The organism is Streptomyces sp. NPDC060064 (assembly GCF_042736455.1).
Taxonomy (GTDB): Bacteria; Actinomycetota; Actinomycetes; order Streptomycetales; family Streptomycetaceae; genus Streptomyces.
In genome coordinates this window covers 203406-229154 of sequence record NZ_JBHWWF010000001.1, presented here as the reverse complement: position 1 = coordinate 229154, position 25749 = coordinate 203406, and the positions used below count along the sequence as shown (strand labels likewise).

The window sequence follows — 25749 nt, the reverse complement described above, 5'->3', positions numbered from 1 at the left end:
CGGCGGGTGTTACCACTCAGTCGGTGGATGTCACCGTTTCGTCGGTGGACGTCACCGCACCCTGTGTCTCGATGAGGCCGCGCAGCGGCGGCGCCAGCCCGGCGGTGTCCCCGCCCAGTTCCCGGTACCGCTCGAGATCGGCGAGGGCCTGTTCCCGGCGGCCGGTGGCCAGATGCACCGCGGCCCGGCGTCCGTACGCCCAGCTGTACGCCGGATCGAGCGCGATCGCCCGGTCCAGCTCCGTCCGTGCCTCTTCCAACCGCTCCAGGTCCTGGAGGGTCGCGCCGCGCTCGGCGGCGATCCATGCCTTGTCCGGCTGGAGTCCCGCCGCCTGCGCCAGGTCCGCCAGCGCCTCCTCGAACCGGCCGAGCCCGCGCATTGCCTGGCCACGGCTGCCGACGACCCAGCCGTCGTCGGGGGTCAGCACGGCCGCGCGGTCGTAGTCCGCGATCGCCTCGTCGTACCGCTCCGCGCGCCGGTGGGCCTCCCCGCGCAGCGTGAGATGGACCGCGTGATCCGGCGCGAGGGTCACCGCCCTGTCGAGGTCGGCGAGTTCACCGTCGAGATCTCCGAGCGCCCGCCGCACCCCGGCCCGTACCGACAGGGCGAAGGTGTCGTCGGGATCCAGCTCGAGCCCGCGGTCCAGGTCGGCCAGCGCCTCCTCGTAGCGGTGCATCCGCTCGTAGGCCCGGCCCCGGGAGACATGGGCATAGCCGTAGTCCGGGGCGAGTACGAGGGCCTGGCCGTAGTCCGCGAGCGCCTCCTCGTACCGCTCCGCCAGCTGGTGCGCGTAGCCCCGCTGCGCCAGCGCCCACTCCTTGAACCGCGCGCTCGCGACCGCCCGGTCCAGGGCCGCGAACTCCCCTGCGCTGTCGCCGCGTTCCCGGTGGATCTCGGCCAGCCTGATCAGCGCCCACACATACTCCGGAGTCAGCTCCACCGCACGGTCCAGGTCCGCCAGCGCCTCCTCGGTCCTGCCCAGCGCCTGCTTGGCCATGGCGCGGCTGCCCAGCGCCCAGGAGTAGGCCGGGTCGAGCGCGAACGCCCGGTCGAACTCCGCGATCGCCTCCTCGGACCGCCCGTCGTGCCGCAGGATCTCGCCGCGCTCGCCGACGATCCACGGATTGTCCGGATCGAGCGCCCCGGCCCGGTCGACGTCCGCGAGCGCTCCGTCGGTGTCCGCGAGCGCGCGCCGCACCTGCGCCCGCCGCACCAGCGACCACACATGACCGGGCTTGATCTCGAGGGCCCGGTCCAGATCCGCCAGTGCTTCCTCGTCGCGCCCCATCGCATGCCTGGTCAGGGCGCGACTGGAGAGCGCCCAGGTGTCGTCGGGGTCGAGTGCGAGCGCCCGGTCGAACTCGGCGACGGCCTCCTCGGATCGCCCAGCGAGGCGGTAGGTCTCACCCCGTCCGTAGTACGCCCGCCGGCACTGCCCGTCCAGGGTGACCGCCTGCTGGTAGTCGCGCAGCGCCTCGTCGTACCGGCCGGTGTTGCGGCGGTCCCGCCCCCGGATCACCAGGGCCGCCACCCGCCCCTCGTCGTCCAGTTCGCCCCGGGCCAGCATCAGCCCCAGCACTTCCGCACTGCGGTGCTGCTCGTCCTCGAGCGCGGCGAGGCAGTCCCTGCCCCAGGTGCGCAGTACGCCGCTGTCGCCGTCGCCGCCCGCGTCCGCGACGGTCTGCGCCCAGAGGCGGGCCGGCACCGTCCCTGCGTCGCAGGCGTCGATCCCCTCCCGCAGCACCATCGGCAGCGCCGTCCGCGGCTGCGCGCACAGCAGGTGGTACGTCTCCTCCAGCTTCAGCTCGCGCCAGGCGTCCTGCCGCCAGCGCTCGTCCGGCTCCAGACCCTCCCCGGCGGCCGCCCGCCACCCGGCGAACGCCTCCGCCAGCCGGGTGTGCCCGGTGCGCCAGCGCTGCGGTGAACTGTTGCGCTGCAGCCGCAGCATCGGCTCCCGTACGACGTCGTGGTACTGGGCCCGGCCGCCGCGGTCGCTCACGAACGGCATCTCGCGCAGCCAGCGGAAGAGTCCCGCCCCGTCCCCTTCGACTCCGACGTCGACGGCCGCCCGGAAGACGTCCTCGTTCAGGCGGCGCGGCAGCGCGCCCTCGAGCGCCGCGGACCGGCGGACCGGATCGCTCTCCCACTTGAGGAAACGCTCCACGGCGGTGGCGCTGGGGTCGTCCACGCGGCCAAGGTTCCCGGCGCTGCCGGCGTTCTCGGCGAGGCCGGCGGCGAGGGTGGAGACAAGAACCGGAAGCCGGCCGGAGAGCATCAGCACCTCCCGTACCACCTTCTCGTCCTCCACGCCCTTCGCGGTGAGGAACTGGCGGGCCTCGGACTCGGTGAAGGGGGCGAGCGGGAGATCCGTCACGAAGTCCACGCAGTCGGCCCAGCAGTTGGGGTCGAGCGGCCGCTGCCCGGCCGTGGTGACGACGACCTGGGCGGGCGGTGAGCCGTACCGGTCGGTGGTCATCAGATCGCGCAGCCAGGTGTCGAGGAACGGCCCGGTGCGTTCGTACGTGTCGAAGAAGAGCGTGAACCACGGGACGTCGGCCGCCACCCGCTTCAGCTCGGCGACCAGGACGGGGGTGAGTGCCTTGAGCGGTTCGAGGACCAGCTGTACGTCCTCCTGCTTGCCGAAGCGCGCGCTGAGGGCGGCGCGTAAGTGGTCGGCGCCCCGGGCCAGTTGGGCGGGGTCGACAGCCCCCGCGAGCGAGCCGATGCCCGGCACCGTGCCCAGTGCGACGAGGCCGGCCTGGGCTGCGACCATGCTGCCCGCGGAGGGCGGCTGCGGCTGACCGTCCGACACCGCGGTGGACAGGGCCTCCGCCTCGTAGCGCCGCTGACGGTAGGTCGCGAGGAGCCGGTCCAGCGCCTTCAACTCATGGCCCTGCTGGGCGAATTGGGCACTGAGCGCGGCCAGCGCCTCCGGCACGCTGTTCACGGTCTCGTCCAGGGTGGCGGTGAGCGCGCGGCGCTCGCGGGCCGTCTCCACCAGTTCGCGTACGAGGGAGGACTTGCCGACGCCCGCGTTGCCGTGGATATGGAAGAGGAAGCGATGCCGGACGTCCAGCGGCGAAACGTCGAAGTTCTCCCGGAACAACGCGATTTCACCGCGGCGTCCCACGAATCCCGCGCGCCTGCGCATCTTGATCAGCTCGTGCATCGACGGGCGTGCCGACCCCATGGTCCCCCTCCGAATAGTCCCCCTCCACGGTCCGGGACCAGTCTGTCAGTCCAGCGCGACATGCGGAGCGAAGTCCACGGGCGGCTGGGGCCGCTTGATGGAGGATCGCTCCGGGGCGGGCCCGGCGGTCTCACCACCGAGGGTTCAGCCGTACCAGGTGACGTTGCAGACGTAGACGCATTCGTGGCGTGGCACGGCAAGGAAGCTGATGAATCCACGGCCGCCCAAGAGGTCGAACTCCCGCAGTCCGCCTTCCCTGTCGATGGGCCTGCCGACCTTCACCGCATCGCGGCCGAGCGCGGCAAGCCCGGTGGCGAGCCGTTCCACCTCGGCCACGACCCCGGGCGGCAGCCCGTCGGTGATGTACTCCGCGCTTGGGTTGTAGTCCTATGCCCAGTCCGTCACAGGCCTGCCTCCGCCTCCGCCGCCTCCCGAATCCGGGAGATCTCGGCGATCGCCTCCGACGGGTCCTGCTCGCCCGCGTCCACGATCTGCTCCAGGCCACGCAAGCGGGCGGCGCGCTCCGGGTGCCGCTCGATCGCGACGAACACACCCCATGAGTGGACGAAGGCTCGCAGGGGGGCGAGGCTTTGCGTCTGCTGCGCGTTCGTCGTCGCCTCGAACAGGTGCTGGGTGAGCGCGGGAATCCGGCTGGGAGCGATGCGTGCGACCGCCGCCCGCAGGGCGTCGGGAGTGAGTTCGGGCATGGGGATCAGCCGTCCGTACGGGCCGTCGGGCTGGGCGCTCACGGTGACCTCCGGTGCGGGTGGTTCGGTCTTCGTACGGTACAGGCGGAGGGCTTGTCACTCCGGCAGGAGTGGCAGCAGCTCGGGCAGGTGCCCGTCGGACGCGGTGGCCGCCTGCTGTCGCTCCTGCGGCACCTCGCCGTACAGCGTCGTACGCGGCTTCGCCGGGCGGCCCGCCTCCTCCGCGATGGCGATCAGGTCCTTGATGGAGCGGTACGAGCCGTAACTCGAGCCCGCCATCCGGGAGATGGTCTCCTCCATCAGCGTGCCGCCGAGGTCGTTGGCGCCGGAGCGGAGCATCTCGGCCGCGCCCTCCTGCCCCAGCTTCACCCAGCTGGTCTGGATGTTGGTGATGTGCGGGTGCAACAGCAGACGGGCCATCGCCGTCACAGCGCGGTTGTCGCGGCTCGTCGGCCCCGGCCGGGCGATGCCCGCCAGATAGACGGGCGCATTGGTGTGGATGAAGGGCAGCGTCACGAACTCCGTGAAGCCACCGGTCTCCTGCTGGATCCGCGCGAGGGTACGGAGGTGGCCGAGCCAGTGCCGGGGCTGGTCCACATGTCCGTACATCATGGTCGAGCTGGACCGGATACCCAGCTCGTGCGCGGTCTTGACGACCTCGATCCAGGTGGCCGTGGGCAGCTTGCCCTTGGTGAGGATCCAGCGGACCTCGTCGTCCAGGATCTCCGCGGCCGTCCCCGGGATCGAGTCCAGGCCCGCCTCCTTGGCGGCGGTGAGCCACTCGCGGATGGAAAGACCGGTCCTGGTGGCGCCGTTGACGACCTCCATCGGCGAGAAGGCGTGCACATGCATGCCGGGGACACGCTCCTTCACGGCGCGCGCGATGTCGAAGTACGCCGTACCGGGCAGGTCGGGGTGGATACCGCCCTGCATGCACACCTCGACCGCGCCGACCTCCCACGCCTGCTCGGCGCGGTCGGCGACCTGGTCGAGGGAGAGGGTGTACGCGTCCGCGTCCGTACGCCGCTGGGCGAAGGCGCAGAAACGGCAGCCCGTGTAGCAGACATTGGTGAAGTTGATGTTGCGCGTGACGATGTAGGTGACGTCGTCGCCGACCACGTCACGGCGCAGCTCGTCCGCGATCCGGGTGAGCGCGTCCAGCGCCGGCCCGTCCGCGTGCAGCAGCGCGAGCGCCTCGTCGTCGGTGAGCCTGGTCGGGTCGTCGGCGGCCGTCGCGAGCGCGGCGCGTACATCCGTATCAATACGGGACGGCACCATGCCGGGCACGGCTGCCTCCCGCAGCGCCTCCCAGTCCCCGTACACCTCGTCGAAGTCGTCGCGCCGGTCGGAGGTTCGGCCTTCCGTATCGATCGTGCGGTGCAGATCGGTCCGCCCGGTGGAGGTGAACCCTTCGTCGGGCTCCTGCCACGGGTGCCCCTCGACACGGGCGTCCTGGTTCGCCAGCCCGGTCTCCGGATCGGCGAGCGCGCGGACATGCGGCAGCAGCCGCGGGTCCAGCCAGGGCTCACCGCGCTGAATGAACTCCGGGTACACGCAGAGGCGCTCTTCGAGCCGGAATCCCGCCGCCGCCGACCGCTCGGCCAGCTCGTCGATCTGCGGCCAGGGCCGCTCGGGGTTCACATGGTCGGGCGTCAGCGGCGAAACCCCTCCCCAGTCGTCGATGCCGGCGCCGATGAGGCGTGCGTACTCGCCCGCCACCAGGTTCGGCGGCGCCTGGAGGCAGGCGGAGGGCCCCATGATGTGCCGGGCGACGGCGACGGTGGCGACGAGCTCGTCCAGCTCGGCGTCCGGCATGCCGCGCATCGCCGTGTCCGGCTTGGCGCGGAAGTTCTGCATGATCAGTTCCTGGATGCCGTGGTAGGCACGGGCGACGCGCCGCAGCGCGAACAGCGAATCGGCGCGCTCCTCGTATGTCTCGCCGATCCCGATCAGCAGCCCGCTGGTGAAGGGCACGGAGCTGCGCCCGGCATCCTCCAGCACCCGCAGCCGGACGGCGGGCTCCTTGTCCGGCGACCCGTGGTGCGGCCCGCCCGGCTCGCTCCACAGCCGGGTCGCGGTGGTCTCCAGCATCATGCCCATGGAGGGCGCGACCGGCTTGAGCCGCTGGAAGTCCGTCCACGACATGACGCCGGGGTTGAGATGCGGCAGCAGCCCGGTCTCCTCCAGGATGCGGATCGCCATGGCCCGTACGTACGCGATGGTGTCGTCGTAGCCGTGCGCGTCGAGCCACTCCCGGGCCTCGGGCCAGCGGTCCTCGGGCTTGTCCCCGAGCGTGATCAGCGCTTCCTTGCAGCCCAGTTCGGCCCCGCGCCGGGCGATGTCGAGAACCTCGTCCGGCGACATGAACATCCCGTGGCCCGCGCGGCGCAGCTTGCCGGGGACGGTGACGAAGGTGCAGTAGTGGCACTTGTCGCGGCACAGCCGGGTGAGCGGGATGAACACGCTCTTCGAGTACGTGATGACACCGGCGCGGCCCGCAGCCTCGAGCCCGGCGTCCCGCACCCGCGCGGCGGACGCGGTGAGGTCTTCGAGATCGTCTCCCCTCGCCTGCAGCAGCACGGCGGCCTCGGTGACGTCCAGCGCTACCCCGTCCCTGGCTCGCTTGAGGGCGCGGCGCATGGCGTTCTCGGTGGGGCGTCCGGGGCGTACGGGCTGGTGATCCGTCATGGATGGAGCATACGAGCGCGGGGGGAGGGGACGAAGCTGACCTCGGGCGGAGGGGCACCGCCGAGAGGTAATGACCTGAGTGACCTGAGTACCTACGCCTAGGCATGCTGGGCACAACCACGCATGTCCGGGCCGTGCGACGGGCCGTAGCTTCGGTCTCATGATCGACGACCTTGAGATGTCCGAATCCCCCGCGAGGGCGGTGGTCCGCCGGGCTCTCGACGTGGCGTGGTGGGCGTTCATCGTGCTGATTTCCGCGCCGCTGCTGCTTGTGCTCGGCCTGGTCATCACGTACCAGGTGGAGCGCGCCACACCGGAGGACTACCCCCGCGTCGCCCCCGAGGAGATGATGCGCCGCGCCACCAGCCGCTCCCAGGACGCGTACGAGGTGCTGGGCTTCGACCGCGTTGTGCCGCCGGGCGTGGTGGAGCCCGGGGCAGGCACGGAGAACTACCTCTCGACCGACTTCTGCCACCCGGGCGGGCTCGAGGGCATGGCCGATGAGCCGGTGGACGGGGCGTACGGGCTGCACCACAGCTGGGCCCTGGACAAGGTCTCCGAGAAGGAGGCCCTGCCTGCGCTGCGGAGGTTGCACGACCATTTGAAGGACAAGGGCTGGCATATCAGCGAGTACGGGGAGTTCCAGACCGGCGACGAGTGGAACCTACGGGCAGAGCGGGACGGCCGGGCGGGAGACGGCGGGAACGAGACGCTGTCCTTCACCTGGCGTGCGAAGGACCAGCGGTTCTCCGGGGGCAGCGGGATGCCCTGTGCGTACGACCCCAAGGAGGCGTACGGCGATTCGCTGACCGGCGTCCGTCCTCCGGAGCTCCGTCCGGGCGGGGGCCAGGGCTGATGTCACGGGCGTCACCGAGGTAACTGGATGGCGTCTCACGAAGCGTCGGCGGTATCCAGTGATGTGGCCGGGAGCCCGGGACGGCGTCGGCCTTGGAGGGGAGCGTCATTCATGCCCTCCAGCTCGCCACAACCGCACCACCCGTGGTCCGTCCGGCTGCTCATCCGCGTACTCAACCCGCACGGAATTCAGGCAGCGTAGTCCTTGAGTTTCTGCGTCTCCAGAGTGATCCCGACCGGGTCGGGGAGCTCGACGACGGCGCCGAAGGGGCGCGTGGTGATGCTTCGGTACGAGCCGCCCTCGGGCTCGGCGTGGACGGTGACCGCATGGGCCTCACGGTCGACGAGTAGATAGACCGGGATACCGGCTGCCGCGTAGCCGTCGGGCTTCTCGACGCGGTCGCGCATGTCGGTGTCCGGGTCGCGCGAGGTGACCTCGACCGTCATCAGGACGCCGTCGGGCGCCGCCCATTCGCCCTGCGGAACGAAGTGGTCGATGGGCGCGAGAGCGCCGTCCGGACGGGCCCGCCCCCTGCGATACTTCTCGACCTTCAGGCCTTGCTCGGGGTAGAGACGATGATCCGGCAGGTGCTGCATGCACTGTTCGAGGAGCCACATCACGATGGCTCCGTGGACGCCGTCCGGCACGGGCTTGACCTGGACCTTTCCCAAGATGAACTCCAGCCGCACCATCTCTGGCGAACGGCGGGCGAGTTCCTCGAACTCCTCGACCGACATCTGGGGCCGGGACGGCCGGGGGGTGGTCCTGGGGGTCATGGCGTCGCCTCCTCCCCTCCATGGTGCCCTGACCGGCGCATCCCGCACGCTCATGCACGACTCCTCGGGGGCAGCCCGGCAGCGATGCGTGCGGCGTCGGCGTGCGCGGCCACGTCCGCCGGGCGCGGGCCGGGGCGGAAGGTGGCCGGGATGTCGTCCTCGTCCTCACTGCGGCAGGCCTCGCACATCCCGTTGATAAGCGGCTCGTCCTCCTCGGTCGTGTCGCAGAACATGCAGACCATGACGCTGCGCAGCACGGTCTCGGGCTCGCGGGCGGGCTTGGGCGGCATCTTGTCCTCCAGTCGTCGTTTCGCGATCCCCGCCGGGTTGTGGATCGCGTCGGGCAGTCCGTAAGTGAGCGCATGGATCAGGTGCTTCACGCTCGCGCCGTACTCCAGCCAGGTCGCGGCAAGGGGTTCCAGCCGCTCGCAGTCGGCGGCGGAGAGAGTCATCCGGGGGTCGGTACGGCCGAGGGCGGCGAGGTTCGGTAGGCAGTGGTGCGCTGCGGTGCAGGCTCGACGGCGGCCGGCTCGGTAGCGGCCGGCTCCGTGGTGGCCGGCGCATCGTCCGGGGCGTCGTCCGGGGCGTCGAGCATCACGCCCCGTACGCTCCGGCAGAACTCCTGCCACCAGGCGGCACTGCGGGCGGTACGCGACCAGTACGTACGCGTCACCCAGCGCACCCCGTCGTCGCGGACCACCTGCTCCTTGATCCGGCGCAGGTGGCCCGCGTTTGTGAGTGCCTTGAGTGCGCTGCGGATCGCCGCCTGGCCGTAGTCGGCGATGTGTTTAGCAAGGGTCTTGTGGTCCATCGCCGCGCCCTCGGGGAGGCAGTCGATGAACGCGGCAACGGCCGCTTCCCGCTTGAGCAGATGTGCGAAGTCGCCTCTGCGACGCGGGGATTGACCGGGCGCGGGACGCTTGCCGTAGCCCGGACTGGCCATGGGGTGTGCGGGCGTGGGCAGGGCACGGCTAAAGTTGAGAGAAGCCACGAGATCGGCCTTCTTCGATCTTGGAGGTCAGACCCCGGCTGGTGCTGCGAACACCGGTCGGGGTTGTTTATTGCTGCGAACGCTAGAGGCATATGACAGCGCGTGGCAAGTTGAACACCGAAAGTCAACTCTTGTGGACATCGGGGCAGTTGGGGAGGGTGGGTGGGTTCAATCCACCAACCATTCCTCACAAAGAGGGCTCGGAGCTCGGAGCTCGAAGCCTGCGGCTCGATGACCTCTGAGTAGCAGGATGAGTAGCCGCGCGGATCCTTCCGGACGCCGACCGTGGCCTACTTGCGGCATGCACGACGCCCCTCTCCCACCGCACCTGGCTGACGATCGGCGATGGCGGCTACGAGCCCGAATCGGGCTTGCAGGCCTCATGCCCGCCGTCCTCATTGCGTGTGTGTTCATGCTCGAGTGGTGCATCAAGAGCGACTGCACCGGCCTCAATTACTCCCTTGTCGTCGCCTGGTGGGCCTTCTGGGTCAGCGCCGCATCCGGTACGGTCGCCGCGTTCTCGCCTCAGCGGCCGAACTGGAGCCGGCGGTGGCGCCCGCTGCTGGCCCGGGTACATCTGACGTCGCTGACGACGTCGGTCGTCGGGATCCTGGTCTGGGGGAATTGAGGTCTGCGGCTTGCGCGATTGATATGACCCGACTCTCCCTTGTACTCCGTTGCTTACGAAAAAACGTTCGTGGCAACATGCCGGGCATGACCAGTAACGGGGACGGCACAGCGGAGCCCGACCAGCCACTGAGACTTACCGATTTGGCCGCTTCATCGACGGTTTCTGCTCCCGCGACGACTGCGCCGGCAGTGGCCCCGGAGGAGCAACTCAAATCGGCCCGCCGGGAGTTTGCGGTGTTGCTGGGGGAATTCCGGCGTACTGCGGTGCTGGTGCCGTTCGACGCGTACGGGAGCCTGTGGACCGCGGACCAGGGCGGGGTTCGCTGGATCTGCGCGTTCTCGGACGAAGAGGCGCTGGCACGGTTTGCAGGTGCGCAGGGGGACGCCGAGCGGGAGTGGACGTACCAGACGATCCTGGGCGCGCGGCTGCTGGATGTGATGGTGCCGATGGTGCCGGGGCCGGCAGGGGTGGCGCTCGACGCGGGCAGTGACGAAGGCATGTTGTTCCCGCCGGTCGAGGGCATCGTGCCCGACGCCGCGGCGGTCGATCTCGGGGGGATGGAATGAGCGGGAGCGATCCTGATCTCGCGGCGCCGGCAGCGGCGCTGGCCGAGATCGCGAAGGGCATCGATCTGGCGCACGCCGAGTTGAAGGACCTCGGGATGATCGGCGAGGCATCGACCGGTCGGGGGTTCTCAGATCTTGCGTTGTCGGGGCTGGAGTTGGGGCACAGCGGGCTGACCGCGGAGTTCCAGACGTTCTGTGATCGCTGGGAGTGGGGCGTACGGACGCTGACCTTGCGAGGGAATGGCTTTGCGCACGGTGTGGGCCTGTCGGCCGGCTCGTTCGCCGAGCAGGAGCAGTACATCAAGGACTCGATCAAGATCGGCGTGAACTCGGTGAACGGCAACCCGCACTTGAGCGAGGACGACGTCAAGGGCATGAGCTGGGACAAGATCAGCACCCAGTCCGCGTACGACGGTGCGGACTGGAGCGCCGAGTCCTTCTCCAAGGCCCAGAAAGAGGTCAACCAGACCTGGAAGAACACCGGGTACGACGTGATGGACGCGCAGATGGACTCGATGGAACGCTCGGGAATGATCGATCCGAAGGCCCGTGACGCCATGGACAAGCAGATGCGCGAGACGTTCGATCCGTCGGAAGAAACGATCGCGCAGGCTGAGCAGCCGCGGTGGGGGGAGCACGGCTGATGCCGGACTGGGGGAAACTGGTCGATGAGGGAATCGACGCCGTAGGCGACGGGATCGACAAGGCCAAGGAGAAGGCCGGCGAAGGTGTCGACTGGGCGACGGACAAGGTCGGTGACGGTCTTGACCACATGGGCCAGCACACGATGGCGGACGTGGTCGAGGACTGGGGCGATCGCACCGCCTCATCCCTGGGCGCGGAAGTCGGTGAGCAGCAGCTCGGCGAGACCGACGAAGCGAACGAGCTGATCCACGGCAACCCCGGGAAGATCGCCGAGTCGGTGAAGAACCTGCGGGACTTCCAGAAGGCGTTCGACCTGGTCGGCGGCGGGATGAAGAAGCTCGACTCCAGTCACTGGAAGGGCGAGGCGGCCGACGCCTTCCGGAAGAAGTTTCAGACTCTGCCCACCGACTGGCTGCACGCGGCGGACGCGTTCGAGGACGCCGCAAAGGCGCTCGAGACGTACTCCAAGTCGATCACCAGCGCGCAGGACAAGGCCAGGGAAGCGATCGCCCTGTACAAGGAGGGCGACGAGTCCTCGAAGACGGCAACCGACGAGCACAACAAGAAGGTCGACGCCTACAACGCCGCCCGCAACGGCGACCACCCGCTACCCAAGCCCGGTGAATTCTCCGACCCGGGCGAGGCCAAGCGGGAGCGGGCGCGCGAGATCCTCAAGGAAGCCCGCCACCACCGCAACGAAGCCGCCGAGACCGCGAAGACGGCTGTCACGGCAGCGATGGCGCATGCTCCGAAAGAACCCACCGGCCGCGAAAAGCTCAACCTCGAGCTCATGGACTACAGCCTGGGCCAGAGCTTCGAGCTGACGCACTTCGCTGGCGGCGTCGTCAAGGGCACGGCCGGGCTGCTCAACTTCGTCCGCTCGGTGGACCCGATGGACCCGTACAACCTGACGCACCCGGCCGAGTACTACAAGGGCCTCAACATGACGCTCGCCGGGCTGGCCTCGACCGCCGCCAACCCGGACCGGGCGCTGAAGAACGCGTGGGATGCGGCGAAGGGCGACCCCTCCGAGTTCCTCGGCAGACTGGTCCCCGAACTCATCGGCACCAAAGGCGCGGGCACCCTCAAGGGGCTGCTGCGAACCGGCGCGAAGGACTTTGCTGAGCACCCGCGCGGGAAGGGCCGCCACGGCCACGACAAGGAGCCCAACGACACCAGCCGCGAGGAAGGGGAGAAGAAGTGCAAGAAGGACCCGGTCGATGTCGCGACAGGCCGGATGATCCTCCCGCAGACGGACATCGCCCTGCCCGGCTCGCTCCCGCTTGTCTTCCGGCGCACCTTTGAGTCCTCGTACCGCGCGGGCGGCTGGTTCGGCCCGACCTGGGCGAGCACGGTCGACCAGCGTCTGGAGATCGACTCCGAGGGTGTGGTGTTCGTCTGCGAGGACGGAAGCCTGCTGGCGTATCCGCATCCAGCACCGGGCGTCTCGGTCATGCCCACGCACGGCCGGCGCTGGCCCCTGGACCGCGACACCGATGGGGACTACACGGTCACGGACCCCGACACCGGTCAGCTCTGGCACTTCGCGGCCAATACGGACGAGCTGGCGCTGCTGGTCCAGATCGACGATCGCAACGGCCGCTGGATCGCCTTCGAGTACGACGAGATCGGCACGCCGACCGCGATCGCGCACCATGGCGGCTACCACCTGAAGCTCACTACCGATGAGGGCCGCATCACCGCCCTCCACCTGGCTTCGGCGGCTCCCGACGGCACCGACCAGGAGATCCTGCGCTACGGCTACGCCGACGGCCACCTCACCGACGTCACCAACTCCTCCGGCCATCCCCTGCGCTTCGGCTACGACGAGCACGGCCGCATCACGTCCTGGACCGACACGAACGGCAGCCACTTCGACTACGTCTACGACGACCGCGACCGATGCGTCTTCCAGTCCGGGGCAAACGGGCACCTCGAATCCCGCTTCACCTGGGACGACACCGACCCGGACAGCGGCCTTCGCATCACATCGGTGACTGACGGGCTCGGCCACACTGAGCGATTCCTCATCAATGACCGGGTCCAGGTCGTCGCCGAGATCGACGCGAACGGCGCCGTCACGCGGTTCGAGCGCGACCGCTACAACCGGCTGCTGTCCGTCACAGATCCGCTCGGCCACACCAGCCGCTCCACGTACGACGAGTCGGGCCGAGTGACCTCCGTCGTGCGCCCGGACGGACGGCAACTGTCGGCCGAGTACGACGATTTCGCGCTCCCCGCGCGCGTGACAGCCGCGGGCGGCACCGTGACGCGCCAGACGTACGACGAGCGCGGCAACCGCACGTCGGTGACCGATGCTTCGGGGGCGACGACGCGGTTCGCGTACGACGATGCCGGACACCTCAGGTCCGTCACGGAGCCCCTGGGCCACACCACCGCCGTGCGCTGCGACAGGGCCGGGCTCCCGGTGGAACTCACCGACCCGCTGGGTGGGACGACGTGGTACGAGCGGGACGCCTTCGGCCGCCCGGTCACCGTCACCGATGCGCTCGGAGCGAGCACGCGCCTGGAATGGACCGTCGCGGGCAAACTGGCCCGGCGCATCGAGCCGGACGGCACTGAGCAAACCTGGGTCTACGACGGTGAAGGCAACTGCCTGTCCCATACCGATGCCGTGGGCGGTGCTTCCACCTTCGAATACACGGACTTCGACCTGTTGGTGGCGCGCACAGGGCCGGACGGCGTGCGCTACGAGTTCGACCACGACAGCAGTCTCCGGCTCACGCGGGTCACGAACCCGCAGGGGCTCACCTGGGAGTACGAGTACGACGCGGCCAGCCGGCTCATATTCGAGACGGACTTCGATGGCCGGACGCTCACATACACATATGACGCCGCGGGACGCCTGAGCTCACGCTCGAACGGGCCAGGCCAAGCGGTCAACTTCGAGCTCAACGAGCTCGGCCAGGTTCTCCGCAAGGATGCGGAGGGCGCAGTCACCACATTCGAGTACGACATTTTCGACGAGCTCGCTGTGGCAACGGGTCCGGACGCGACACTCATTCGGCTGCGCGATCGGTTCGGACGCCTCAAGTCCGAGACGGTGAACGGCCGCAGGATGTCTTTCGACCACGACGCTGTGGGCCGTCGAATTGCCAGGACGACACCGAGCGGGGCCGTCAGCACCTGGACGTATGACGCCGCTGGCCGCCGCAACGAACTCACAACGTCCGGCCGGACGATTACCTTCGAGCACGACGCCGTCGGCCAGGAGCTGACCCGCCGTATGGGCGAGACGGTCACGCTCAACAACACCTTCGATGCAATGGGCCGCGTCACCGACCAGCACGTCATCGGCCAGGGTCGCGACCTTCAGCGCCGCGGCTACACCTACCGGGCGGACGGCAACCTCGCCGGCATCGACGATCAGCTGTCAGGCGCCAGAACCTTCGACCTGGACGCAGCCGGACGGGTGACGGCGGTCCACGCAGCGAACTGGACCGAGCGGTACGCGTACGACGCGGCGGGCAACCAGACGGAGGCGTCGTGGCCCGCGTCGCACCCGGGAGAGGAGGCGACCGGCCCTCGCACCTACATGGGCACCCACATAACGCGCGCCGGAAACGTCCGCTACGAGCACGACGCACAGGGCCGCATCGTCCTGCGCCAGAAGGCCCGCCTCTCCCGCAAGCCCGACACATGGCGGTACGAGTGGGACGCGGAAGACCGACTAGCCTCGGTGACCACGCCGGACGGCACGGTATGGCTCTACCAGTACGACGCGCTGGGCCGCCGTATCGCCAAGCAACGCCTCGGCGATGACGGCCAGACGGTGGTGGAACAGGTCTGCTTCACCTGGGACGGCGCAACGCTCTGCGAGCAAACCGCCGAGGGCGAGACGCTGCCCAACCTGGTCACGCTTACATGGGATCACGACGGTCTGCGTCCCCTCGCCCAGACGGAACGTATCCTCGCGGCGGACGCCTCGCAGAAGACGATCGCCGAGCGGTTCTTCTCAATCGTCACGGACCTGGTCGGCACCCCGAGCGAATTGATCGACGAGTCTGGGACCCTGGCATGGCGCTCGCGCAGCACACTGTGGGGTACGACAACGTGGGCAACGGCGAGTACGGCGTACACACCCTTACGTTTCCCAGGGCAGTACTTTGACCCGGAAACCGGCCTCCACTACAACTTCTTCCGCCACTACGATCCTGAGACCGCCCGCTACACCACCCCGGATCCGCTTGGCCTCGAACCCGCCCCGAATGCAGCCACATACATCCATAACCCTCACACGTGGGCCGACCCTCTCGGTCTGGGGCCGTGTCGCGCTCCCGCCGGCCACGTCTACCGCGGAGGACTGTACAAGTGGCAGAAGGATCCGGCTACGGACTATAGATTGAATGTCCCCGGCACAGAGATCAATCACATGCCGCCAAACTCGATTAACGGAATCCCTCGAGACCGCGGACCGGCGATCCAGATGGACAAAGCGGATCACTACGAAACGGCAAGCTGGGGAAGGAGTCGCGAGGCAATTGAATATCGCAAAACGCAACAGGAGCTAATCAATCAGGGAAGGTACCGAGAAGCCATAGACATGGACATAGCAGACATAAGGTCGAAGTTTGGCAGCAAGTACGACAACGCAATAAAAGAAATGCTATACATGCTCCCGGAAGGATTGTAGCTTCATGGCCTTCTCGATCAATCCCCACACAGGCCTTGACGGAATTGAATTTGGCGAGTCACAGGAGGATTTGCGTTCACGACTCGGCAATCCCAAATCCTTCAAGAGAAACCCGTCCACAGAAACGGTAACGGATCATTTCGTAGAGTTGGGACTGCTACTTAGCTACAACAGCGAAGGGCGACTCGAATTCATCGAAGTCACGCCAGCTGCCGAAGTCACCTTCAACGGAGTTGGGCTGATCGGACGTCCTCTCAATGAAGTCGTCACTGAGCTCGCAAGTCATGGCGCGTACGGCGAGTCGGATTCATTCGGCGCGGAATTTACGCAGAGTGGATTTTCCCTTTTCGCCCCAAATGTCGATGCCGACGAGACCGCCATCGTCGAGGGCGTCTCAGTGTTCCCTCGCGGATACTACGGATAGCAATGAGTTCTACCCGCTTCCTGGCAGACCCAATTGCCCTCGCATCCACCGTGCCTCCGTTTCAGGCCGGCGCGCAGGACCACCTTCCTTTGCCCAAGCGGCAGTTCGGCCCAGACCGTCTTGCCAATGACACGGTCGGCGACACCCCAGTCCGTCGACAGTGCGTCGACAAGGAGGAGGCCGCGGCCCGTCTCCGAGTCGGGTGTCGGCGGTTTCGGGGCCGGTTCGCGGTCACCTCGGGCGTCCGAAACCTCGATGCGGAGCGTCGTCGGGCAGAGCGCAAGGCGCAACTCGAAGTCACGGCCCGGGACGCGGGCATGGGTGACTGCGTTCGCCGCGAGTTCGGCCACGATCAGCGCGGCCGAGTCGGAGAGGTAACTGTACGGGTACGGGCGGCGGGCTGTACGGGACGTCGGCCGTGACCGAGAAAGCGGTACGGCATGACAGAAGAGCGGCCGGATCACGCTGCTCGCCGCCCCTGTCCGCAGCCGCCCTCGTTCCCGTCTTCGGGCAGCCGCGGGCCGGGGCGCCGACGGTTCAGACGCCCCGGGCTCCACGGACTGCGTGTACCCGTCCAGCACCCGCAGCGCCTCCGACTCCCCCGCCGGCGGGAGCTGCGACACGACCTCCTCCAGGCCTTCGAACGACCGCTCCCGAAGGTCACATATCGTGTAGCCATGGCCATGCCACCTCCCCGCCAGTCCCCCGGTCCGTACGGACCTCCGCAGCCCAACCCCTACGCTCAGCAGCCCTACCCGCACCCGCCCTACCCGCAGCAGGGCTACCCGCAGCAGGGCTACCCGGAACCACAGGGATACCCGGGGCAGCCGGGCCAGCCCGGGCAGGGCGGGTGGGGACAACCGCCGGCGGGGCCGCCGCGGCGCAAGAATCACACCTGGCTGATCGTCGGTATCACCCTTGGGGCGGTGGCCCTGGTTCTCGCCCTCTCCTACATCGGCAACCTGGGCAGCGACTCCGGGCGCCCCGCCAAGACGTTTCCCGAGGCCAAGTACCGGCTCACGGTCCCAAGGACCCTCCTGGCCAACGAGTACAAGCTGGTCAAGGACGGGTCGGCGGACGCCGACGCCGAGGCTCAGAAGAAGGGTTACGGGGCCGGTCCGGACGCCCGCAATGTCAAGGCGGTCATCGGCTCGTACACCGGTACCGCCACCGACGCCGCTCGCGGCCTCGTACTGACCGGCATGTACGGACAGTTCAACGATCCGGATCAGGCACGCGACAGTCTGCTCGACGGCATGAGAAAAGCCGATGGGATGGACGAACCCAACCCGCCAAAGACCATCACGCCGCCCGGCTCGGACGTCGACATGACCTGCACGGTCATGCTTTCCACGGACAAAGACGGGACTTCCACCGTCCCGGTGTGTGCCTGGGGCGACGACAACACGGCGGCCTATGTCGCTTTCCTCACCCCGGCCTCCGCAAAGCAGGACCCCGACACAGTCGACCTCAACGCGACCGCGCAGCAGGCTCTGAAGGTGCGCGGCGAAGTACGGCTGCCCATCGGCTGATCCGACGCCCGGAGCGGGGCCCGTCCCGGCCCGCCTCCGCCGCCACCGCCCCGGAGGGCGGCCGCTGGCCGGGACGCCCACCGTGCGGCCCCAGCAAGCGCCTTCGTGACTACCGCAAGGCGGGTCTTACCACGCCGTCGCGAACGCGCCCCGAGACGGCCGAGCCGCTCGGGCGCCGCACGGCGAAACTCCGCCTGGCGGCCGACGGCGACACGGTCGTCGAGCGCGTGACCTTCACCTGGGACGGCATGATGCTGTGCGAACAGACCTTCGTCACAGGAGTTACCGCATCCTGTCACCCTGACCTGGGACAGCTCCGCCGCCGCACGCTCGGAAGCCCAGCCGTCGGAGTCGGTCACCGAGCGGATCATCTTGCCCTCGCTGCCAGGCAAGACCATGGCCCGCAGCTCAGTCGGCCCGACATAGCGATAGCTCCGCCCCGTTTTCACACAGGCCAACCCAGCCACGTCTACGAATGGGCTGCCGTCGACCTGTCCGACCCCGCCCCTGGCAGTCGTCAGCTTCTGATCCGCCGCAACCGCACGACCGGCGAACTCGCCTACTGCCGCTGTTACTCAGTATTCGGTCCGGTCACCGCGCGCGGCGACCGTTTACCCGGCGGCGCCCAGGCGGCGGTGAAGCTCCTCCTGCGAGACGTCTTCCTTATGGGTCAGAAATACCCACATGTGGCCCGAAGGGTCCTTGAGGATGACGGTGCGGTCACCGTGGAACATGTCCTTCGGAGGCTGGAGGATCTCGGCGCCGGCGGCTTCTGCGCGTTCCGCCAGGCTGTCGACGTCCGGCACGAAGACATGCAGCGTGACGGACGTGCCTCCGCCGAGCGAGGTCGGCGCGGCGAAGGAGGCGGCCTCCGCCTCGTCCACGCTGGCGTCGCCCAGCATCAGGGCCGACCGTCCGATGGTGATCTCGGCGTGCAGGATCCCGCCGCCCGGAGCGTCGATCCTGAAGTCCTCACGGGCGCCGTACGCCCGACGGCGCCGTCACCGACGCCACCAACTGGAACCCGTCCTGGGGCTGGGCCGCCGGCGCAATCATCTCCAACCTCAACGACCTGCACACCTGGGCCCCAGCCGTGGTGGATGGTCGGCTGCTGACCAAGAAAACGCATGCCGAACGGCTACGGACCCTCCCGACCGGGTTCCCCGGAATCTCCTACGGCCTCGGCATCCTCAACACCAACGGCTGGCTCCGCCACAACGGGGACATACCCGGCTACGAGTCCATCGCCGCCCAGCTCCCCCCCGAGAAGGCGTCTCTCGTCGTGCTCATCAATTCCAACATCGACTACAACGGCAAAAACCTGTCCTCCATCGTCGGGAACGTAGTCACCTCCATCGTGACCCCCGACCACCTCTGGCCCGCCCCAGTGCCCGCCAAGCCGGAGTAGCCCCCCTTGACCGCACACTCCTGGCGGACGAGGCGTCGTGCCTCACCCTGCCCGCTCGGCCTCGCGTACCTCGATGGGCGGTGCGCAGTACACGGGCTTCTGCGTACGTATCAGGGGACGGAAGGCGTCCCATCCAGGCATGCCGATTAGTCCGATTTAATGACAATCCGAGTGTTTCGATCGACCGTGACGACCGATGAGCTGTGCACGGGTCAAGCTCGCCCTTGGGTTCGACTTTGACGCCCCAAAACGATCGGAACAAGGAGCAAGTACATGAGTCCTGACAACAGGACAGGGTCCTGGCTGGGGCCGCTGCCGCGTAGAGACAAGTGGAGGGCCGGCGGCACAATCGTCTCGCTCGCGCTGGTCCTGGCAGCCGGGGTGGTCAGCCCGGTCGTGGTCGCGGCTCAGAGCATGGGCGAGCGCGTGAGCGCGTCGAGCGGCCCGGGCGGCGTACTCGACAAATGCAAGGGCGGATCGCAACACGGCGGCAAGGACGACTGCAAGAGGGGAGCGACGGGCCCGACCGGCCCGAAGGGCGCGACCGGTGCAACTGGCGCCACCGGTGCGACTGGCCCCACAGGGACGGGTTCGACCGGTCCGACGGGCCCGCAGGGTGTGCCGGGTACGCCGGGCGGCCTGACTGGTCCGACTGGTCCGACCGGTGCACCGGGAACGGGCACGACCGGCCCGACCGGACCGACCGGGACGGGAACGACCGGCCCAACCGGACCGACCGGCACACAGGGGGACCCAGGCACGCCCGGCGGACCTGGCGCCACCGGCCCGACCGGACCGACCGGGACGGGAACGACCGGCCCAACCGGACCGACCGGCCCGCAGGGTGACCCAGGCACGCCCGGCGGACCTGGCGCCACCGGCCCGACCGGACCGACCGGGACGGGAACGACCGGCCCAACCGGACCGACCGGCACACAGGGGGACCCAGGCACGCCCGGCGGACCAGGTGCCACCGGCCCGACCGGACCGACCGGTGCACCGGGAACGGGTACAACCGGTCCGACGGGCCCGCAGGGTGACCCAGGCACGCCCGGCGGACCTGGCGCCACCGGCCCGACCGGACCGACCGGGACGGGAACGACCGGCCCAACCGGTCCGACCGGCCCGCAGGGTGACCCAGGTACGCCCGGCGGACCTGGCGCCACCGGCCCGACCGGACCGACCGGGACGGGAACGACCGGACCGACGGGCCCGCAGGGTGTGCCGGGTACGCCCGGCGGACCAGGTGCCACCGGTCCGACAGGACCGACCGGACCGACCGGCACGCAGGGTGTGCCGGGTACGCCGGGCGGGCCTGGCGCCACCGGTGCGACCGGACCGACAGGGGCGACCGGGCCCACGGGACCTGCCGTGCCCACACCGAATGTCGGCGTGGGTGTCACATCCACCACCGGCCAGACCATCGCGTCCGGCGTCGTCACTCAGATCGCTTTCGACGCCGCCATCTACGACACGAACGCGATGTTCGATAACCCGTCCGACACTTTGGTGGTCAACACGCCTGGGCGCTACCTCCTCAAGTCAAGGCTGGAATGGAACATCTTCGTTCCGATTCCGAACCAGAATCGTCAACTACGCATCCGAGTCAACGGCAACAACGTCGCCCTCGACCTGCAGGACACCCTAATTACGTCGCAATTCGGACTGATTTCGCAGGAGGCATCCGTGATTGTTCCGCTGAATGTCGGTGACAGGATCTCCCTCGCTGTCTTCCAGAACACTGGAAACAACGCCTTGTCTGTGGGGGCCCCTCCCCTCGCTCCGCAGCTCCAGGCGGAGTGGCTGGCGCCGTAGACAGCGCCCTCGGTCCGGTGGATTCTGTGACGGCCTGCCGGTTTGTCCGGCAGGCCGTCTCGCTGAGCCTCGCGGCTCGGCCACAAACGAAACATCGTCAAGTCGTCTCACGGCAGCGCCAGTTCCGCCCAGATTGTCTTGCCGACGACACGGTCGGCCGTGCCCCACGTCGTGGCGAGTGCCTCGACCAGCAGCAGGCCGCGGCCCGTCTCCGAGTCGGGGGTCGGGGGCCTCGGGGCCGGTTCGCGGTCTGCGCGGGCGTCCGAAACCTCGATGCGGAGCGTCGTCGGGCAGAGCGTAAGGCGCAACTCGAAGTCACGGCCCGGGACGCGGGCATGGGTGACCGCGTTCGCCGCGAGTTCCGCGACGATCAGCGCGGCCGAGTCGGAGAGGTCGCTCCCGTACGGGATGCCCCAGCCGTCGAGTTGGTGGACCGCGAGGTGGCGGGCCAGGCGGGCGCCCCGGCGCGTGGCGCTGAAGCGCTGCGTGAACTCGGCGGCGGGGGCGGCTGTTTCGGCTTTCATGTCACTGAGCGTGGTCGGTTCGCCGTACCCTGACCAGGAGCGAGATCGCGACGCTGGGTAACTGTACGGGTACGGACGGCGGGCTGTACGGGGCGTCGGCCGTGACCGAGAAGGCGGTACGGCATGACGGAAGAACGGCCGGAGCGGCCGGCTGAAGTGGACGGAACGGCGCATCTCTTCAGCGCTCTCGGCAAGCAGATCAAGGTCCTGCGGGAGAACGTCTCGATGAGCCAGCGGGAGCTGGGGGTGGCGGCGCACTGCGGGGAGGACCTGATTTCCGCGATGGAACGGGGCGTACGGACACCGCAGCCCGACTTTCTGGTGCGGGCTGATGAGTTGCTGGCAGCCGGAGGCGTGCTGAAGGCCGCGGTGGAGGACGTACGAGAGGCACAGACGAAGGCGCGGACGCGGCATCCGGATTGGTTCCGGGACTTCGCGAAGGCCGAGGCAGAGGCCGTCGCGCTGCACGAGTACAGCAACCAAGCGGTGCCTGGGCTCCTGCAGACCGAGGAGTACGCACGGGCGCTCTTCACTCAACGGCGGCCTCTGCTGGACGAGGCGACCATCGAAAAGCGAGTGACGGACCGACTGGCCCGTCAGCAGATCTTCGAGCGCTGGCCTGCACCGACCTCCAGCTATGTGCTCGAAGAAGCCATGCTGCAACGGCCGCTCGGTGGACGGACGGTCCACGCCCACCAGTTGCGAAAGCTATTGCGCATCGGACGTATGCGGACTGTAGAGCTCCAGGTGATGCCGACTGATCGCGAGGAACACTCAGCGATGGACGGCGCGTTCACCCTACTGACTCCCAAGGGACGACAGCAGGTTGCGTACATGGAGATCTACGGACACCCCAGGTTGATCACCGATCCGGAGGTGGTCCATGTCTTCACCGAACGCTATGGGATTATCCGGGCGCAGGCTCTCACGCCCCGGGAGTCACTGGCTTTCATCGAGAAGATGCTGGGAGAACGATGAGCACCGAGCAACTCCACTGGTTCAAGAGCAGCTACAGCGGTGCCGAAGGTGGCACATGCGTCGAGGTCGCCGCCTGCCCCTCAGCCATCCATATCCGGGACTCCAAGGTCACCGAAGGTCCCCAACTCGCCGTCGCCCCAGCCACCTGGTCCGCCTTCGTCTCGTACGCGCAGCGACACCCGACCGGCTGAGGTCCCCGCGTGTCTGACTGATTCGGCGACGACCTGTCGGCAAGCTCGGGCCACGTGACCACATTACGACTGATCGCCATCGCCCTGCTGACCGTCGCCGCCGTGCCCGCCGCCGCCCTGCTCCCCGCCGACGGGCCCCGCACCGGCGCGCCCACCGTGCAGGCACCCGGTGCGCCCGGCGCTCCCGGTGCGCCCGGGGGCTACAGGTACTGCGCGTACTCGTCCAGCACCCTCAGCACCTCCGGCTCACCCGCCGGCGGCAGCTGCAGCACGACCTCCTCCACGCCCAACTCCACGTAGTGCGCCATCTTCCCGGGCGTCGGCAGGACCGCGTACGGCACCACCTGCAAGCTCTCCGGGTCGCGGCCCGCGGCCGACCAGGCCTCCCGAAGCATCGGGACCGACTCCGCAAGGCCCCGGCCGCCGATCGGGAGCCAGCCGTCCGCGTACTCCACGATGTGCGAGAAGAGCTTCGGGCCGGCCGCTCCCCCGATGAGCGTGCGCGGGCCGCTCACCGGCTTGGGGTAGGCGTAGGAGGCCCTCACGGAACCGAACTCGCCCTTGTACGGGGTCGGTTCCGGCGCCCACAGCGCCCGCATCAGTGCCATCCGGTCCCGGACCAGCTCGCGCCGCTTCGTCCACTCCACGCCGTGGTCCGCGGCCTCCTCCTTGTTCCAGCCGTAGCCGAGGCCGAGCGTGAACCGGCCGCCCGACAGATGGTCGAGGGTCGCGATCTGCTTGGCCAGGTCGATCGGGTCGTGCTGGGCGACGAGCGTGATGCCCGTGCCGAGGCCGAGCCGCGACGTGACCGCCGCGGCCTGGCCGAGTGCGACAAACGGGTCGAGGGTGCGGCCGTACTCCGGCGGCAGCTCGCCACCCGCCGGGTACGGGGTCGCGCGCTCCACCGGGATATGGGTGTGTTCCGGCAGATAGAGCCCGCCGAATCCGCGCTCCTCCAGCTCGCGCGCGAGCCGCACGGGCGTGATCGTCTCGTCCGTGAGGAAGATCGTGGTCGAGATCCGCATACGGAACCTCCGTCATCGTCTGTGGTGGCGGCCCAAACGTATGCCGTACGGTGCCACATGCCGAGAGCTCGGCAACCTAAGCAACGACAGCAACCACGGGGAGAAAACACATCATGATGCGTATCCGCATCGCCACCACCGCACTTGTGCTGTCCGGGGCACTGTTCGCGGGCGCGCCCGCCGCGTCGGCGGCCTACGCGCCCACCGCGGCCGTCGCCGCGCAGACGACCGTGCAGAAAACCGTTCAGAAGACCGCCGCCGCGCCCGGGGCCGGGTCGTCCGTCGCCAAGGCGTCGACGACCGTGAGCACCCTGAGCACGGCCGGCAAGAAGAGCAAGAAGAAGAAAAAGAAGAAGAGCGGCCTCTCCGCCGGGCTGATCATCGGTCTGATCCTCGGCCTCGCGGTGCTCGTGATCATCGTGCTGCTGCTGATGCGGCGCAACCGGAGTGACGCCTGAGCCGTAACGGTGGCCGGAAATCCCACTTGAAAGCCAGGAGCAACCCGGCACGCCCCTTCCCTTGCCCAGCAGTTCACGGCTCAATACCAGGGTTCGAGTACATCACTCCTGTCCCTCTCACCACCCCTGGGGAGCCGACGGCATGTGCAACGACGAACACGCGATGGACAGACGCGGACTGCTCGTGACGGGAGCCGCTGCGGCGCTTACGTTGGGCACTGTGAGCTTCGCGAACGCCGCGCCGAACAACGGTGGACAGACCAACAGCGAACCCAGCCAGGTCGTGCGCGGCACGCTGCCGCCCGGCTCCCCCGACTTCGTGTATCTCCCGGTCGAGATCCCGAAGGGCGTACGCGAGATCCACGTGGCGTACACCTACGAGCGGCCCGTCGTTCCGCCCGGCACGCAGGGCAACGCCCTCGACATCGGCATCTTCGACGAGCGCGGCACGGAGCTGGGCGGAGACGGCTTCCGCGGCTGGTCGGGCGGCGCGCGCACGGAGTTCTTCATCCGCGCGGACGAGGCGACGCCGGGCTACATCCCGGGCCCGGTACGCGCAGGCACCTGGAACATCGCGCTGGGCCCGTACACCGTCTCGCCGCAGGGTCTCGCGTACGAAGTCACCATCACGCTCCGGTACGGCGCGCCCGGCAAGACCCCCGAGCCGGTCTATCCGCCGGAGCGGGCCAAGGGCCGCGGCCGCGCCTGGTACCGCGGTGACTGCCATCTGCACTCCTGGTACTCGGACGGCAAGCGCACTCCCGCCGAGATCGCGGCGCTCGCCCGTGCCGCCGGGCTCGACTTCATCAACACCTCCGAGCACAACACGCACTCCGCGCACGCCCACTGGGCCGACCAGGCGGGCGACGACCTGCTGATCCTCACCGGCGAGGAGGTCACCACGCGCAACGGCCACGTCGTCGCGCTCGGCACCGACCCCGGCACCTTCATCGACTGGCGCTACCGGGCCCGCGACAACCGCTTCGGCCACTACGCGCGCGAGATCAGGCGCTCCGGCGGCCTGGTCGTGCCGGCCCATCCGCACGCCACCTGCATCGGCTGCAACTGGAAGTTCGGCTTCGGAGAGGCGGACGCGGTGGAGGTGTGGAACGGCGCGTACACGCCCGACGACGAGGTCTCGCTGCAGTCCTGGGACAACACGCTGGTCGCGTCCGTACGCTCAGGACGGCGCTGGACCCCGGCGATGGGCAACAGCGACGCGCACCGCGACCCGGACCCCGTCGGCACTCCGCAGACCGTGGTCCTCGCGGACGACCTGACGCGCGAGGCGATCCTCGACGGCATCCGGGCCGGGCGCAGCTATGTCGCCGAGTCGAAGGCGGTGTCGCTCTCCTTCTCGGCGGCGGGCGGCCGCGGCCGCCATGCGGGCATCGGCGAACGGCTGCACGTCGACGCCGACGACGCGGTGACCCTGCGCCTGGAGGTCGGCGGCGCCCCGAGCTGCTCGGTCCGCTTCGTCACCGACCAGGGTGTGCTGCACACGGCGGCACTCCCGGCGACGGGGGCGGGCACGGTGGAGTGGCACACGACGGCGGCGTACGCGGCGTATGTACGGGCGGAGGTCCGGCACGCGGTGGTGATCCCGGGGCTGCCGGGGCCGTTGGCGGCGTTCACCAACCCGGTGTTCCTCGGCGCCTGACCCGTTTCGCGAACTCGTCGGAACGAATCG

22 protein-coding genes and 2 pseudogenes are annotated in these 25749 nt (G+C 68.8%); 13 read left to right on the top strand and 11 right to left on the bottom strand.

The features are described 5' to 3' along the window. Nucleotides 1–16 precede the first annotated feature (16 nt). The 4 genes from ACFWDI_RS01105 to ACFWDI_RS01090 form a co-directional block, all read right to left on the bottom strand. Nucleotides 17–3190 carry a tetratricopeptide repeat protein gene (locus tag ACFWDI_RS01105; protein ID WP_385300574.1) on the bottom strand — a complete coding sequence of 1058 codons (3174 nt, stop codon included), beginning with the start codon at nt 3188–3190 and terminating at the stop codon, nt 17–19. Between the two features lie 144 nt (nt 3191–3334). Beyond that, nucleotides 3335–3526 (bottom strand): hypothetical protein, encoded by a 192-nt coding sequence (locus ACFWDI_RS01100; RefSeq protein ID WP_385300573.1) that lies wholly within the window; start codon nt 3524–3526, stop codon nt 3335–3337. Nucleotides 3527–3591: 65 nt separating this feature from the next. Further along, a complete protein-coding gene (locus ACFWDI_RS01095) occupies nt 3592–3939 on the bottom strand; it encodes a DUF6247 family protein (protein ID WP_385300572.1) in 348 nt (115 codons plus the stop codon). A gap of 54 nt (nt 3940–3993) precedes the next feature. Next, nucleotides 3994–6585 (bottom strand): bifunctional FO biosynthesis protein CofGH, encoded by a 2592-nt coding sequence (locus tag ACFWDI_RS01090; protein WP_385300571.1) that lies wholly within the window; start codon nt 6583–6585, stop codon nt 3994–3996. 160 nt (nt 6586–6745) lie between these two features. Here ACFWDI_RS01090 and ACFWDI_RS01085 point away from each other — a divergent pair, with 160 nt between their 5' ends. After that, a complete protein-coding gene (locus ACFWDI_RS01085; protein ID WP_385300570.1) occupies nt 6746–7441 on the top strand; it encodes a hypothetical protein in 696 nt (231 codons plus the stop codon). 188 nt (nt 7442–7629) lie between these two features. Here the strand turns inward: ACFWDI_RS01085 and ACFWDI_RS01080 are convergent, their stop codons facing one another. Genes ACFWDI_RS01080 through ACFWDI_RS01070 form a run of 3 tightly spaced genes read right to left on the bottom strand, consistent with a single transcriptional unit; the run spans nt 7630 to nt 9208 of the window. Further along, the gene (locus ACFWDI_RS01080; protein WP_385300569.1) at nt 7630–8217 is read right to left on the bottom strand and encodes a Uma2 family endonuclease; all 588 of its coding nucleotides are present in this window, start codon (nt 8215–8217) and stop codon (nt 7630–7632) included. Between the two features lie 50 nt (nt 8218–8267). Beyond that, nucleotides 8268–8669, bottom strand: coding sequence for a hypothetical protein (locus tag ACFWDI_RS01075; protein WP_385300567.1), 402 nt, complete (start codon nt 8667–8669; stop codon nt 8268–8270). Beyond that, nucleotides 8666–9208, bottom strand: coding sequence for a hypothetical protein (locus tag ACFWDI_RS01070; RefSeq protein ID WP_385300566.1), 543 nt, complete (start codon nt 9206–9208; stop codon nt 8666–8668). Before ACFWDI_RS01070 ends, ACFWDI_RS01075 begins: the two co-directional genes overlap by 4 nt. A 406-nt stretch (nt 9209–9614) precedes the next feature. On the opposite strand from ACFWDI_RS01070, the gene ACFWDI_RS01065 reads away from it, so the two are divergent. The 5 genes from ACFWDI_RS01065 (at nt 9615) to ACFWDI_RS01045 (ending at nt 16128) form a co-directional block, all read left to right on the top strand. Beyond that, nucleotides 9615–9836 carry a hypothetical protein gene (locus ACFWDI_RS01065; protein ID WP_385300565.1) on the top strand — a complete coding sequence of 74 codons (222 nt, stop codon included), beginning with the start codon at nt 9615–9617 and terminating at the stop codon, nt 9834–9836. Nucleotides 9837–9922: 86 nt separating this feature from the next. After that, nucleotides 9923–10405 (top strand): SseB family protein, encoded by a 483-nt coding sequence (locus tag ACFWDI_RS01060; RefSeq protein ID WP_385300564.1) that lies wholly within the window; start codon nt 9923–9925, stop codon nt 10403–10405. Continuing rightward, nucleotides 10402–11049 carry a hypothetical protein gene (locus tag ACFWDI_RS01055; protein ID WP_385300563.1) on the top strand — a complete coding sequence of 216 codons (648 nt, stop codon included), beginning with the start codon at nt 10402–10404 and terminating at the stop codon, nt 11047–11049. Before ACFWDI_RS01060 ends, ACFWDI_RS01055 begins: the two co-directional genes overlap by 4 nt. After that, entirely contained in the window at nt 11049–15704 is a 4656-nt protein-coding gene (locus ACFWDI_RS01050) for a putative T7SS-secreted protein (RefSeq protein WP_385300562.1), read from the top strand. Before ACFWDI_RS01055 ends, ACFWDI_RS01050 begins: the two co-directional genes overlap by 1 nt. 4 nt (nt 15705–15708) lie before the next feature. Beyond that, nucleotides 15709–16128: a hypothetical protein gene (locus ACFWDI_RS01045; protein WP_385300561.1), complete on the top strand. Its 420-nt coding sequence runs from the start codon at nt 15709–15711 to the stop codon at nt 16126–16128. Here ACFWDI_RS01045 and ACFWDI_RS01040 read toward each other — a convergent pair. Beyond that, nucleotides 16119–16592: an ATP-binding protein gene (locus ACFWDI_RS01040; protein WP_385300560.1), complete on the bottom strand. Its 474-nt coding sequence runs from the start codon at nt 16590–16592 to the stop codon at nt 16119–16121. The genes ACFWDI_RS01045 and ACFWDI_RS01040 overlap by 10 nt on opposite strands. A 213-nt stretch (nt 16593–16805) precedes the next feature. On the opposite strand from ACFWDI_RS01040, the gene ACFWDI_RS01035 reads away from it, so the two are divergent. Next, nucleotides 16806–17660 (top strand): hypothetical protein, encoded by an 855-nt coding sequence (locus ACFWDI_RS01035; protein WP_385300559.1) that lies wholly within the window; start codon nt 16806–16808, stop codon nt 17658–17660. A 611-nt stretch (nt 17661–18271) separates the two neighbouring features. On the opposite strand, the pseudogene ACFWDI_RS01030 reads toward ACFWDI_RS01035, so the two are convergent. Next, a pseudogene (locus ACFWDI_RS01030) lies at nt 18272–18631 on the bottom strand (VOC family protein); the annotation flags it as partial. 71 nt (nt 18632–18702) lie between these two features. On the opposite strand from ACFWDI_RS01030, the pseudogene ACFWDI_RS01025 reads away from it, so the two are divergent. Both ACFWDI_RS01025 and ACFWDI_RS01020 read left to right on the top strand, forming a co-directional pair. Further along, nucleotides 18703–19068 (top strand): annotated as a pseudogene (locus ACFWDI_RS01025) (serine hydrolase); the annotation flags it as partial. Between the two features lie 1371 nt (nt 19069–20439). Further along, nucleotides 20440–20883 (top strand): hypothetical protein, encoded by a 444-nt coding sequence (locus ACFWDI_RS01020; RefSeq protein WP_385300557.1) that lies wholly within the window; start codon nt 20440–20442, stop codon nt 20881–20883. A gap of 107 nt (nt 20884–20990) precedes the next feature. Here ACFWDI_RS01020 and ACFWDI_RS01015 read toward each other — a convergent pair whose 3' ends face one another. Next, on the bottom strand, nt 20991–21407 hold the full coding sequence (locus tag ACFWDI_RS01015; protein WP_385300556.1) for an ATP-binding protein: 417 nt from the start codon (nt 21405–21407) through the stop codon (nt 20991–20993). Between the two features lie 123 nt (nt 21408–21530). On the opposite strand from ACFWDI_RS01015, the gene ACFWDI_RS01010 reads away from it, so the two are divergent. Both ACFWDI_RS01010 and ACFWDI_RS01005 read left to right on the top strand, forming a co-directional pair. Beyond that, a complete protein-coding gene (locus tag ACFWDI_RS01010) occupies nt 21531–22385 on the top strand; it encodes a helix-turn-helix domain-containing protein (protein WP_385300555.1) in 855 nt (284 codons plus the stop codon). Next, entirely contained in the window at nt 22382–22576 is a 195-nt protein-coding gene (locus tag ACFWDI_RS01005) for a DUF397 domain-containing protein (RefSeq protein ID WP_385300553.1), read from the top strand. The genes ACFWDI_RS01010 and ACFWDI_RS01005 overlap by 4 nt, the downstream gene beginning before the upstream one ends. A gap of 200 nt (nt 22577–22776) precedes the next feature. Here the strand turns inward: ACFWDI_RS01005 and ACFWDI_RS01000 are convergent, their stop codons facing one another. Then, entirely contained in the window at nt 22777–23601 is an 825-nt protein-coding gene (locus tag ACFWDI_RS01000) for an LLM class F420-dependent oxidoreductase (RefSeq protein ID WP_385300552.1), read from the bottom strand. Nucleotides 23602–23714: 113 nt separating this feature from the next. Between ACFWDI_RS01000 and ACFWDI_RS00995 the strand changes: the two genes are divergently transcribed. Both ACFWDI_RS00995 and ACFWDI_RS00990 read left to right on the top strand, forming a co-directional pair. After that, nucleotides 23715–24059, top strand: coding sequence for a hypothetical protein (locus ACFWDI_RS00995; protein ID WP_385300550.1), 345 nt, complete (start codon nt 23715–23717; stop codon nt 24057–24059). Nucleotides 24060–24201: 142 nt separating this feature from the next. Further along, a complete protein-coding gene (locus ACFWDI_RS00990; protein ID WP_385300549.1) occupies nt 24202–25719 on the top strand; it encodes a CehA/McbA family metallohydrolase in 1518 nt (505 codons plus the stop codon). Nucleotides 25720–25749: the final 30 nt, after the last annotated feature.